Annotated in this window: 13 protein-coding genes and 1 riboswitch; of the genes, 11 read left to right on the top strand and 2 right to left on the bottom strand. The window is 42.3% G+C overall.

Annotated elements, in window-relative coordinates:
- Window positions 1-162 precede the first annotated feature (162 nt).
- The 8 genes from comGA (at window position 163) to DCC82_RS12905 (ending at window position 4,568) form a co-directional block, all read left to right on the top strand.
- A complete protein-coding gene (comGA, locus tag DCC82_RS12940; RefSeq protein ID WP_015864484.1) occupies window positions 163-1,209 on the top strand; it encodes a competence type IV pilus ATPase ComGA in 1,047 nt (348 codons plus the stop codon).
- A 92-nt stretch (window positions 1,210-1,301) separates the two neighbouring features.
- On the top strand, window positions 1,302-2,327 hold the full coding sequence (gene comGB, locus DCC82_RS12935; RefSeq protein WP_097354745.1) for a competence type IV pilus assembly protein ComGB: 1,026 nt from the start codon (window positions 1,302-1,304) through the stop codon (window positions 2,325-2,327).
- 14 nt (window positions 2,328-2,341) lie between these two features.
- On the top strand, window positions 2,342-2,638 hold the full coding sequence (gene comGC / locus DCC82_RS12930) for a competence type IV pilus major pilin ComGC (protein WP_015864482.1): 297 nt from the start codon (window positions 2,342-2,344) through the stop codon (window positions 2,636-2,638).
- On the top strand, window positions 2,622-3,065 hold the full coding sequence (gene comGD, locus DCC82_RS12925) for a competence type IV pilus minor pilin ComGD (protein ID WP_062678737.1): 444 nt from the start codon (window positions 2,622-2,624) through the stop codon (window positions 3,063-3,065). The genes comGC and comGD overlap by 17 nt, the downstream gene beginning before the upstream one ends.
- Window positions 3,049-3,372: a competence type IV pilus minor pilin ComGE gene (gene comGE, locus DCC82_RS12920; protein WP_015864480.1), complete on the top strand. Its 324-nt coding sequence runs from the start codon at window positions 3,049-3,051 to the stop codon at window positions 3,370-3,372. Before comGD ends, comGE begins: the two co-directional genes overlap by 17 nt.
- Complete coding sequence (gene comGF, locus DCC82_RS12915; protein WP_015864479.1) at window positions 3,369-3,791, top strand: competence type IV pilus minor pilin ComGF; 423 nt, start codon at window positions 3,369-3,371, stop codon at window positions 3,789-3,791. The genes comGE and comGF overlap by 4 nt, the downstream gene beginning before the upstream one ends.
- Before the next feature lie 16 nt (window positions 3,792-3,807).
- Window positions 3,808-4,194 carry a competence type IV pilus minor pilin ComGG gene (comGG, locus tag DCC82_RS12910; protein ID WP_062678735.1) on the top strand — a complete coding sequence of 129 codons (387 nt, stop codon included), beginning with the start codon at window positions 3,808-3,810 and terminating at the stop codon, window positions 4,192-4,194.
- Between the two features lie 194 nt (window positions 4,195-4,388).
- The gene (locus tag DCC82_RS12905; RefSeq protein WP_015864477.1) at window positions 4,389-4,568 is read left to right on the top strand and encodes a YqzE family protein; all 180 of its coding nucleotides are present in this window, start codon (window positions 4,389-4,391) and stop codon (window positions 4,566-4,568) included.
- Window positions 4,569-4,628: 60 nt separating this feature from the next.
- On the opposite strand, the gene DCC82_RS12900 is transcribed toward DCC82_RS12905, so the two are convergent.
- The gene (locus DCC82_RS12900) at window positions 4,629-5,420 is read right to left on the bottom strand and encodes a YqhG family protein (RefSeq protein ID WP_015864476.1); all 792 of its coding nucleotides are present in this window, start codon (window positions 5,418-5,420) and stop codon (window positions 4,629-4,631) included.
- On the bottom strand, window positions 5,407-7,074 hold the full coding sequence (locus DCC82_RS12895) for a DEAD/DEAH box helicase (RefSeq protein WP_015864475.1): 1,668 nt from the start codon (window positions 7,072-7,074) through the stop codon (window positions 5,407-5,409). The genes DCC82_RS12900 and DCC82_RS12895 overlap by 14 nt, the downstream gene beginning before the upstream one ends.
- 236 nt (window positions 7,075-7,310) lie before the next feature.
- Window positions 7,311-7,399, top strand: a riboswitch (glycine riboswitch).
- Between the two features lie 157 nt (window positions 7,400-7,556).
- Between DCC82_RS12895 and gcvT the strand changes: the two genes are divergently transcribed.
- From gcvT to gcvPB, 3 genes are read left to right on the top strand one after another with little or no spacing between them, the layout of a single operon-like run.
- Window positions 7,557-8,651, top strand: coding sequence for a glycine cleavage system aminomethyltransferase GcvT (gene gcvT, locus DCC82_RS12885; protein WP_097354744.1), 1,095 nt, complete (start codon window positions 7,557-7,559; stop codon window positions 8,649-8,651).
- A 23-nt stretch (window positions 8,652-8,674) separates the two neighbouring features.
- Complete coding sequence (gcvPA, locus tag DCC82_RS12880; RefSeq protein WP_015864473.1) at window positions 8,675-10,021, top strand: aminomethyl-transferring glycine dehydrogenase subunit GcvPA; 1,347 nt, start codon at window positions 8,675-8,677, stop codon at window positions 10,019-10,021.
- Window positions 10,014-11,471 (top strand): aminomethyl-transferring glycine dehydrogenase subunit GcvPB, encoded by a 1,458-nt coding sequence (gene gcvPB, locus DCC82_RS12875; protein ID WP_015864472.1) that lies wholly within the window; start codon window positions 10,014-10,016, stop codon window positions 11,469-11,471. The genes gcvPA and gcvPB overlap by 8 nt, the downstream gene beginning before the upstream one ends.
- Window positions 11,472-11,634 lie beyond the last annotated feature (163 nt).

The following is an 11,634-nucleotide window of genomic DNA, read 5'->3' as shown; positions in this document are numbered from 1 at the left end:
TCAAGGATTCATTCGACATCGGAACGAAAAAATCCTCCCGATTTTCGTTGGGAGGGTGCGAAATGTGAGTTAAATATTCATGAAATTTTTTTATTTTTGAAGCAGGAAAATAAAAAAGCAAGTCGAATACATAAACGGAGAAAGGGGGAATAGGATGAGCAAATGAATGAAATTGAATATGTTGCCGATCGTCTCATAAAAGAAGCGAGTTTGCTTCATGTGTCTGACATTCATATCGTTCCGCGCAAAGACGATGCGATTGTGCGTTTCCGGTTAGATGGATTGCTGATGGAAAAGGAAGCGCTGACAAAAGAAATGTGCGAGCGGCTTATTACGCATTTTAAATTTTTAGCAGGAATGGACATTGGCGAACGCCGCCGTCCGCAAAGCGGAGCGATGGAAGCAAGGCATCAGGAAGAAATCATTCACTTACGCCTCTCCACATTACCGACATCGTATGATGAAAGCCTCGTTATCCGGCTTCTTCCGCAGAATTTTTTTATTCCTCGATCACAACTTTCTCTATTTGCAAATGCCACGAAAACGTTACTTTCCCTTTTTCGGCAGCCCCAAGGATTAATTATTTTTACAGGACCAACTGGATCAGGCAAAACGTCAACATTATATACGTTATTGCGCATTTGTCAATATGAGTGGCATCGCAATGTCATCACATTGGAAGACCCTGTTGAAAAGCGAATCGACAACATATTGCAAGTGCAAATTAATGAGAAAGCGGGAATTACGTATACAACCGGTTTAAAAGCTGTTTTGCGCCATGATCCGGATGTGATTATGATCGGCGAAATTCGCGACGCCGAGACCGCGAAAATTGCGGTACGCTCAGCAATGACGGGACATTTGATTGCTACGACCATGCATACAAAAAACGCTGTTGGTGCGATTTACCGTTTGCGTGAATTCGGGATTCCGCTTGGAGATATTGAGCAAACATTGCTCGCCGTTGTCGCACAGCGGCTCGTGGACTTAGTATGCCCGTTTTGCGGTGAACATTGCTCCATATTTTGCCGTAAATATCGCCCCATTCGCCGCGCTGCTGTCCATGAACTGCTGTATGGGAATGCTTTGTCGAACGCCATTCAATCCGTACAAACAAAGGAAAAGACGCATCACTACTATACGCTGCAACACGTTATTCGGAAAGGAGTTGCTCTTGGATTTTTGCCAGCACACCTTCTTTACAGGTAGTGTCAAAAGTTTGATAAATAAGGAATTTGGTGGAGAAACGAGGGATGCCATCGCCTCTTGACATTCCATCGGAAAAGGCTAGGGGGGAGAAAATGAATAAACGAAAATGGCCGCTGCGTCAGCAAGGAGCATTTTTAGTACGGCTTGGAGACTTGCTTGAAAAAGGGTATTCATTATCTCAAGCCATTGAATTTCTAGAAATTCAGCAGCCTCTTTCCCGCCGCCGCGACTTACAGCATTGTCTTTCTCATCTTCGTTCTGGACTGCCTTTTTATCAATCGCTTGCCCCGCTTCATTTTCATCGGGAAGCAATCGGCTATTTGTTTTTTGCCGAACAACATGGCGATTTGTCACATGGAATCGCGGAAGCAGGGAAAATGTTGTTGCACAAGGCTGAATATTTACAAAGGTTTCGGAAAACCAGCAGCTATCCGCTATTTTTGCTTTTCTTTATGGTATTGATGTTAGCGATCGTGCAACATGTGCTCCTTCCTCAATTTTTTCAGTTTTCCGCATCGTTATCTTCTTCTTCCATTACCTCTATTTTTATTCAAGTTGTTTCGATCATTCCCAATATGTTTGGCGTTTTAGGTGTTTTCGCTATTGCTTGTTTTCTTTTATACATTAGCTGGTTTCAAAAACTCGAAATACCTACACAGATCAACATAATAATGAAAATCCCTTTTATTCGTTCCTTTGCGAAGCTATATTTTACGCATATGTTCGCAATGCAATTAGGCCATTTATTACAAGGTGGTTTATCTATTTATGAATCGCTGCAAATATTTGAGCGGCAAGAGAAACTCCCTTTTTTACGTGAGGAAGGAAAAAGAATGAAACAACAGCTTGTCAAAGGAATATCGTTAGATGCCATTGTCGCGTCACGTGAGTACTACGAACAAGAGTTGGCGCTTGTCGTTCGTCACGGGCAATCAAACGGAGAATTGGCAAAAGAATTAAGCCATTATAGCGAAATTGTTTTTCAAACAATGGAAGATCGTATAGAAACATCGATGAAACTCGTTCAACCGATCTTGCTTTCCTTTGTGGGCATTCTCGTTATTTGCATGTATTTAGCGATTTTGCTTCCGATGTTTTCGATGATGAACAATTTATAGGAGGGAAAATGCCAATGAATGAAAAAGGGTTTACGTTAATCGAAATGTTAATTGTATTAATGGTTATTTCTATTTTATTGCTTATTGTCATTCCAAATATAACGAAACACAATGGAATGATTAATAACAAAGGATGTGAAGCGTTTGTGAACACCGTCCAAGCCCAAGTGAAGGCATATGAAATGGAACATAAACAAATTCCGACAATACAGCAGCTTATTGATGGAAAGTATATTAAGTCAGACCATTGTCCAAATGGACATAAAATTCAAATTAATAGCAACGGGGAAGTAAGTGAAAGTGGCGCGTAATGATGGCTTCACCTTTATTGAAATGCTTCTTGTTTTAACCGCCATCACGGTATTGATGGCGGTGTCTTTCCCTTCTTTAAACAGCGTTGCGAAACAGAAAACAGAAATGTATATCATTACACAGCTCCGCAATGATTTGTTGTATGCACAACAATATGCAATGACCCATAAAACATCGGTAGCGGTTACGTTTTCGGAAAATCACCCAGAGTATCGTATCACGGAAATAACATCAGAGAAAACGATTTTAAAACGATCGATCCCTAGCGAATGGAAATTTCAGCTGACTACATTGACGATGCCGCTCATTTTTTTAGAAAACGGAAATATCAATAAAGCGGGATCGCTATTGTTAAAAAGAAAAGATAGAACATATAAAATCGTATTTTTGCTAGGAAAAGGGAGGTTTTATGTGCAAAAACTGTAATGGCTTTACCTTAGTGGAAGCGGTTTTTGCTTTGGCGTTATTGCTCGTTATTACAACAGTATTGTTGCCTTTGTTTGCACAAATAATGATGGAGCGTCAAAATATTGCTCTAAAAGCAAAGGCGCAACAAATATTGGATGCGGCATTATACGAAGAAAATATCCACAAAGAAATGACGGTAGTAGATGGACGAACAACATTTGTGATTCATTCGGATTACGAAGAAAACGATATGTGGAAAGTATGCGTACGTTGGACTGACTACGCAAACCGCAGCGCAGAAAGGTGTGGATATGTAAAACGATGATCGGTTCGAAAAATGGGTTTACTTTTTTAGAAATGCTGATCGTCTTGTTGATCGTTTTACTGATTACATCATTGTTGCCGCTTCTTTTAGATGCGCGTTTATTCAAATATGAAAACGTTAATGGATTTCATCGTATCGAGTGGGAAATTTTTGTACAGCAGCTCAAAAGGGAGTTAAATGAATCGAAACAATGGAAAAGCAATGGTACGACGCTATATTTAGAAAAATTTACAGGGGATCAAGTCAGTTTTGACCTATACCGCTCATCGATTCGCAGACAAGTAAACGGCACAGGCAATGAAACGGCGCTGCAATTTGTCGAAAATGTCACATATACATTGACCAATCACGGAATTTTTCTTCATGTAAGAGCGACGGACGGAAAAACATATGAAGCGTTTATTTCTCGACTTTTTTAGCAAGGTGGCGTTTGTGATGCGAAATCAAAGCGGTATGATTTTTCCAATTACAGTCGTGGTTTCTTTTTTCTTTCTGTTAGCATTTTCTCATGTGCTCGAATTGTATCAGGTGGAAATGGAATCAATCGCGTACGAGCAACAATCGTATGAAGTCGATTCGATTATGCAAATGGCGGTTTTTGATGTCAAAAAACAGATTGCATCTTTTCCCGATTTACAAGGGAATGAGGGTGTTTTTGTTTACCCGATTGGCAAAGCAAATTATAAGTGGGAAAAAATTGATGAAACGAAAGTAAAAGCTTTGATTTTTGCCCGTTCCGATGGAGGAATTCGCTATAGCGCTACGTTTATCGTTTTATTTCCATCCCTTGATATTATCGAATGGACGGAGAATAATTCGTGATAAACGGTTTGTGATTCATTATTATCCGTTACTTCATTTTGATGAATTGAAAAATTATTCTTCCTTATTATCGAGAAGAAGATATAAGCGTCAGTACAACCAATCGAACGGTGGAGCAAAATGGCCGAAAAGATTGCAAATGTGATTAAAGTAGAAAAAGAATGGAAAAGCTAATGGAAAAGGGGGTGGCATGTATGTCGACAAACGATTACGTAAAGTTTGTCACCCAACAGCTTGTAACCTATATGGATTTGCCGAAAGAAGAGCGCAAGAAAAAGCGGATGCAGCGCAAACAGGAGAAGCCGCCGCTATTATACCGTTGGTTTGGAATGATTCCTATCTCTCTTCGTCTCTTATTTCGGCGCCATTCGTAAAGGAGCGTTCCCATGACGGAAACGCTCCTTTTTCAATAGCAGTTAGCGAAAACAGAACGATTAGGAACGGGGATGCAAGTAAAATAGTCCTCCGTTAATGACGGAAACGATAATTCTTGGTTTATACTGCTCTTCAAGCGCTTCTTTTTCAATATAATAACATTCTGGTTTTTCTTCCATCCCTTCATAAAAATGATCAAGAAGCGCCAAATCTTCTGCCCATCTTTCTTTCGCTTTTTCCGCCCATGTGTGATCATCTTGAAAGATGTGTCTACGAATGTATTGTTCTAAACGTCCAATACCGCTTTTTGGTTTGATGAGCGGGGAAATCGTAAAACAATAATCAGGTATTTTCGGAGTAAGCTTCAGTTTCTGTAATCGGTCATGAAATTGCTCGATAATTGTTCCGCTGATTAAGTGCAATCCGAGTGACAAAATTTGATCTTTCGTTCTGTCACACTGGTAAGAAATTTTCACGTTTAATCCAAGCCAAGGATGAAGTGGAATGTGTGATTGCTGGTAAGTATCTACTTCCTCATACAAGCGAATGAAGCCGCCGCGTTTTTGCGCGGAGCGGAAAATTTGATGCAATCTAGGTGAACCAAAATGCAGCCGTTCTCCTTCTAGTGAGTTTGTTTTCTCCGTTTGTTTTGTAATAAGCGTTAGTTGCATCGGCGCAGGCGTGCCGCCGGTTCGCTCAATATAATGCCAATAAAACGGGCGATTCATTAACTCTTTATCCATTTCAATCGACAATTGCACTTTTATATATTCGTCATCTGCTTCGAGAATGTCGCATTCATTGGCGCGAAAATATCGTTCTAAAAATTGGTGGATCTCATGTTGCTGCATATTGTTCCCCTCCTTTGGCAAGCTGGTCTGCTAGCTCAATCATTGCGGTAATATTCTCCATTTTAATTTTCATTTCTCCTTCGCTTCGAGAGTTCAGGAGTGCGTCTTGCAAATAATGTTCCAAATTCGCGAAGTTCATTTTTGCCAAAATGTCATCCAATTGGCCAACTACCCGTTCAAATAGACGAATTTTTTCATATAACAGCGTTAAAATATGTTCTTCCACTGTATTTTTTACAGCGAAATTGTAAATGTACACATCGTTTGTTTGGCCGAGCCGGTGAACGCGTCCAATTCGTTGTTCGAGCCGCATTGGGTTCCAAGGCAGGTCATAGTTGATGACATGGCGGCAAAATTGTAAGTTAATTCCTTCTCCGCCCGCTTCTGTTGCGATAAAAACTTGCGCATGATTTTTAAATAACTCTTTCATCCAATCTTTTTTTCCACGTTTAAATCCGCCGCGGAACGGGACGGAAGAGATGCCGTGCTGCTTTAAAAACCATTGCAAATACAGCTGGGTCGCCCGGTATTCGGTAAAAATAATGACTTTGTCATTAATGGATTGAATAAGCTGCAACGCTTTTTCTGCCTTCGAATTGGTTGTAACGGCATTTATTTTTTCCATTAGTTTGTGGAAAGAATCTGGAACCTCTCCTTCGTACTTGTCCATCATGTTTTTTACGGTGAGAAATAGCGCTTCGCGGCTGCTGCACGCTTCCCGCAGCATGGTGATAAGTGAAAATTGATTGCCAAATAACAGTGATCCATCATATTTTAACGCTTGTACCGCCTCATACAATTCTCGTTCCTCTTTCGTAAACTCAATAAGCACGGTTTTTACGTGGCGTTTGGACCATTCGATGCCAGTGTCAACGCGGCGGTTGCGAATCATGACTTTATTAATAAGTGCTTTTAAATGTTCATTTGTTTGTAAAGAGCGCGTTTTTCCGTACGTTTTTGCAAAATATTCTGCGTTTCCTAAATGACCGGGCTTTAGTAGGGAAACGAGGTTAAAAATTTCTTCAATCCGGTTTTGAATCGGCGTCGCTGTTAGAAGCAAGCAAAACTTCTTTTTTAAATTTTGAACAAACTCATAGTTTTTTGTTTTATTGTTTTTCAGCTTGTGCGCTTCATCAATGATGACCATGTCATATTGCTGTTTGTAAATAATTTCCCGATGCGGGCTTTTTTTTGCCGTGTCGATCGAGGATACGACGACATCGCATTGTTCCCACACATAGCTTTTTTTCTGTTGCACGGCAGGAATAAAAAACTTTTCGTTTAGCTCCTTTACCCATTGCGATACAAGAGAGGCAGGGACAAGAATCAGCACTTTTTTTACCAATCCGCGGATCATATATTCTTTTAAAATAAGGCCTGCTTCAATGGTTTTTCCAAGACCGACTTCATCGGCAAGAATCGCTTTTCCATTCATGTTTTCGACGACTTGCCTTGCAACTTCAAGCTGATGAGGAAGCGGAGTCAAGTGTGGCAAATGTTTTGGCGCTTGCAGACCGTCAAACTCAGGTACGCTTAAATGCGCAGCAGCCTCGAGCGCTAATTGATACATTTCCCAGCTCGCCCAAGGCCCGTCCTTTTCGATTCGTTCGATAAATTCTTCCTTCCACGTTTCATCCATCTCGATGTCCATCATTGCATCCAACTCCTTTATTTTCACGAACATTTTATTTATATTTTTTATTAATATACGTATATTATTTGTTTTTTGTTGTTTAATAACATTAAAAAGTTCGGTTATTTTTTTATTTTTTTATTGCTCTTTTCCATTTTTTAATGGTAGTATAATAGTAAAGTTAGAAAGTTAAAATTTATTTTGCGATTTTTTACTAATAGTGTGCCCATTTTCTTGAAAATTATATATGGACGCGGATGAGAACAAGGGGAGAGACTACGTAATGTAGCGCCGAAGGAGCAAGCGGAAACGCGAATCTCTCAGGCAAAAAGACTCTTGTTTGACGCAGCTCTGGAGAGTGTTCACGACCTTGTGAACCACCAAAGAGGAAACCTATTTTTACAATAGGGAAACTTTCAGGTGCCAGGACAGAGCCTCCACTCATCATGGTAGGGAGGAGTCTGTCCTTTTTGCGTTTATGTAAAAAATTAGGAGGGGAAGAAATGCTAAAACGCACGCCGTTATTTGCTGTTTACGAGCGTTATGGTGCCAAAACAATCGATTTTGGCGGATGGGAGCTTCCTGTTCAATTTTCCAGCATTAAAGAAGAACATGAAGCAGTGCGTACACGTGCTGGCTTATTCGATGTATCACATATGGGAGAATTTGTCGTTAAAGGGGACGACAGCCTTGCGTTTTTGCAAAAAATGATGACGAACGATGTATCGAAATTGACAGACGGCCGTGTGCAATATTCGCTTATGTGTTATGAAGATGGCGGAACGGTGGATGACTTATTAATTTATAAAAAAGCGGATGGCCATTATCTCCTTGTTGTCAATGCCGCCAATATTGAGAAAGATTTTGAGTGGCTGCATGACCACTTATTTGGCGATGTGGAACTTGTAAACATTTCTCAGGAAATTGCTCAACTTGCTTTGCAAGGGCCGCTTGCAGAACAAGTGTTACAAAAATTAACGAATACCGATTTATCGGCAATCAAATTTTTCTCGTTTCAAGATGATATAAATATTAACGGCGTAAAAGCGCTTGTTTCCCGTACCGGTTACACTGGGGAAGATGGTTTTGAAATTTATTGCCGAAGAGAAGATGCCGTAGCGCTCTGGGAATCCATTTTAGAAGCAGGGAAAGAAGAAGGAGTGCTTCCATGCGGACTCGGTGCGCGCGATACGCTTCGTTTTGAAGCGACGCTGCCGCTTTACGGACAAGAGCTATCGAAAGACATTACCCCGATTGAAGCCGGTCTTGGATTTGCGGTGAAAACGAACAAAGATGCCGATTTTATCGGAAAAGATGTATTGAAAAAACAAAAAGAAGAAGGAACAGCGCGAAAACTGGTCGGGATCGAAATGATTGACAAAGGCATTCCGCGCCATGGCTATAAAGTGTTTGCCAATGGAGAAGAAATCGGATTTGTCACGACTGGAACGCAATCACCGACATTGAAGAAAAATATCGGCCTAGCGCTTATAAAAACAGAATTTACCGAGATGGATACGGAAGTAGAAGTCGAAATCCGCGGTAAACGTTTGAAAGCGAAAGTAATCGCAACTCCGTTTTATAAGCGGGCAAAGTAAAGAAAAAAAAGGGGAGAATGGACGTGCTTCATCGTTATTTGCCGATGACAGAAGAAGATAAGCGGGAAATGTTGAAAGTAATTGGCGTTGATTCGATTGATGATTTGTTTGCGGATATTCCGGAAAGCGTACGCTTTCGCGGCGAGTTAAACATTAAAAAGGCGAAATCGGAGCCGGAACTGTTCAAAGAACTGTCCGCGCTTGCAGAGAAAAACGCGGATACGAAAAAATATACGTCCTTTTTAGGTGCAGGAGTGTATGATCATTATATTCCTGTGATTGTGGATCATGTTATTTCACGTTCTGAATTTTACACAGCATATACTCCATATCAGCCGGAAATCTCGCAAGGCGAACTGCAAGCGATTTTCGAGTTTCAAACGATGATTTGTGAATTGACAGGAATGGATGTAGCGAACTCTTCCATGTACGATGGAGGCACAGCACTAGCGGAAGCAATGCTATTAAGTGCTGCGCATACGAAAAAGAAAAAAGTATTGCTATCGAAAACGGTTCATCCGGAATACCGCGATGTGGTGAAAACATACGCAAAAGGACAGCGGCTTTGTGTCGTAGAAATTCCGTTTCAAAATGGCGTAACCGACTTAGAGGCATTAAAGATGGAAATGGATGAGGAAGTTGCTTGTGTTATTGTTCAATATCCAAACTTTTTCGGACAAATTGAACCGCTAAAAGACATCGAACCGATCGCCCATAGCGGAAAAAGCATGTTCGTTGTTGCGAGCAATCCACTTGCTCTTGGCATCCTTACTCCGCCAGGACAGTTTGGCGCAGATATCGTTGTCGGCGATGCCCAGCCATTTGGCATTCCAATGCAATTTGGCGGACCGCATTGCGGCTATTTTGCCGTCAAATCAGCACTAATACGCAAAATTCCTGGACGCCTTGTCGGACAGACGAGCGATGAAGAAGGACGACGAGGCTTTGTGTTGACATTGCAGGCGCGCGAGCAACACATTCGCCGCGATAAAGCAACGTCCAATATTTGCTCGAACCAAGCGCTAAACGCGCTCGCTGCTTCTGTTGCGATGACGGCGCTTGGCAAAAAAGGTGTGAAAGAAATGGCGGCGATGAATATACAAAAAGCGCAGTACGCGAAAAATGAATTAGTCAAACACGGATTTCATGTACCGTTTCCTGGACCGTTTTTCAACGAATTTGTCGTCCGTCTCGAAAAACCGGTAGCGGAAGTGAACAAACGCCTTCTTGAAAAAGGAATCATCGGCGGTTATGATGTTGGCCGCGATTATCCGGAGTTGCAAAATCATATGTTAATTGCGGTAACCGAATTGCGAACAAAAAAAGAAATCGACACGTTCGTGAAAGAATTGGGGGATTGTCATGCATAAAGATCAGCCGCTTATTTTTGAATTAAGCAAACCTGGCCGCATTGGCTATAGTTTACCGGAGTTAGACGTTCCAGCTGTCCATGTCGAAGATGTCGTACCGGCCGATTATATTCGTACGGAGGAGCCGGAGCTTCCAGAGGTGTCGGAGCTCGATATTATGCGCCATTACACCGCATTGTCCAAACGGAATCATGGCGTCGATTCCGGCTTTTATCCACTCGGTTCTTGTACGATGAAATACAATCCGAAAATCAATGAAAATGTCGCACGCCTCGCTGGATTTGCTCATATTCATCCGCTTCAGCCTGAGGAAACGGTGCAAGGTGCGTTAGAATTAATGTATGACCTGCAGGAGCACTTAAAAGAAATCACCGGGATGGACGCCGTTACGTTGCAGCCGGCGGCGGGAGCGCACGGCGAATGGACAGGGCTGATGATGATTCGCGCGTATCACGAAGCGAACGGCGACTTTCACCGGACGAAAGTGATTGTTCCTGACTCCGCTCACGGAACGAACCCAGCTTCCGCAACGGTAGCCGGCTTTGAAACCGTTACTGTCAAGTCGACAGAAGATGGGTTAGTGGACTTAGAAGATTTAAAACGCGTTGTTGGCCCGGATACAGCGGCATTGATGCTTACAAATCCAAATACGCTCGGCTTGTTTGAGAAAAATATTTTAGAAATGGCCGAGATCGTGCATGAAGCTGGCGGAAAGTTGTACTATGACGGCGCTAATTTAAACGCTGTATTAAGCAAGGCAAGACCGGGAGATATGGGCTTTGATGTCGTGCATCTCAACTTGCATAAAACATTTACCGGTCCGCACGGCGGAGGCGGCCCAGGCTCCGGTCCAGTCGGGGTGAAAGCGGACCTTATCCCGTTTTTGCCGAAGCCGGTCGTTTCAAAAGGGGAAAACGGCTATTATTTGGACTATGACCGACCGCAAGCGATTGGGCGCGTGAAACCTTTCTACGGCAATTTCGGCATTAACGTCCGCGCTTACACGTATATTCGCTCCATGGGTCCAGATGGTTTAAAAGCGGTGACGGAATATGCCGTGTTAAATGCCAACTACATGATGCGCCGTCTTGCGGAATATTACGAGTTGCCGTACGACCGCCATTGCAAGCATGAATTTGTCTTGTCGGGCAAACGGCAAAAGAAACTCGGTGTCCGCACGCTCGATATTGCTAAGCGTTTGCTGGATTTCGGCTTCCATCCGCCGACAGTATATTTTCCGCTCATTGTGGATGAATGTATGATGATCGAGCCGACGGAAACCGAATCGAAAGAAACGTTAGACGCGTTTATCGACGCGATGATTCAAATCGCTAAAGAAGCGGAAGAAAATCCAGAAATCGTGCAAGAAGCACCGCATACGACCGTTGTCAAACGCCTCGACGAAACGACAGCTGCGCGCAAGCCAATCTTGCGCTACCAAAAACAATAAAACGAATAAAACAAGCGATTCATTCCGCTGGGAATGGATCGCTTGTTTTTGTATATTAATTGTAGACAGAAAAATAAGAAAATAATGAAGGAAGTCAACTACCCAACGGCTAAAGCCGTGGGCTTGCAGCTAGCCTAATTGGCTGCCGCGTTCGGCTGGTTGA

The sequence above is a fragment of the Geobacillus sp. LYN3 genome (assembly GCF_003064505.1).
Lineage (GTDB): Bacteria > Bacillota > Bacilli > Bacillales > Anoxybacillaceae > Parageobacillus_B > Parageobacillus_B toebii.
This window is presented reverse-complemented; position numbering and strand designations above follow the sequence as displayed.

Coding starts and splice junctions, on each gene's coding strand:
- comGA (WP_015864484.1), top strand. CDS start 163: ATGAATGAAATTGAATATGTTGCCGATCGTCTCATAAAAGAAGCGAGT.
- comGB (WP_097354745.1), top strand. CDS start 1,302: ATGAATAAACGAAAATGGCCGCTGCGTCAGCAAGGAGCATTTTTAGTA.
- comGC (WP_015864482.1), top strand. CDS start 2,342: ATGAATGAAAAAGGGTTTACGTTAATCGAAATGTTAATTGTATTAATG.
- comGE (WP_015864480.1), top strand. CDS start 3,049: ATGTGCAAAAACTGTAATGGCTTTACCTTAGTGGAAGCGGTTTTTGCT.
- comGF (WP_015864479.1), top strand. CDS start 3,369: ATGATCGGTTCGAAAAATGGGTTTACTTTTTTAGAAATGCTGATCGTC.
- comGG (WP_062678735.1), top strand. CDS start 3,808: ATGCGAAATCAAAGCGGTATGATTTTTCCAATTACAGTCGTGGTTTCT.
- DCC82_RS12905 (WP_015864477.1), top strand. CDS start 4,389: ATGTCGACAAACGATTACGTAAAGTTTGTCACCCAACAGCTTGTAACC.
- DCC82_RS12900 (WP_015864476.1), bottom strand. CDS start 5,420: ATGCAGCAACATGAGATCCACCAATTTTTAGAACGATATTTTCGCGCC.
- DCC82_RS12895 (WP_015864475.1), bottom strand. CDS start 7,074: ATGATGGACATCGAGATGGATGAAACGTGGAAGGAAGAATTTATCGAA.
- gcvT (WP_097354744.1), top strand. CDS start 7,557: ATGCTAAAACGCACGCCGTTATTTGCTGTTTACGAGCGTTATGGTGCC.
- gcvPB (WP_015864472.1), top strand. CDS start 10,014: ATGCATAAAGATCAGCCGCTTATTTTTGAATTAAGCAAACCTGGCCGC.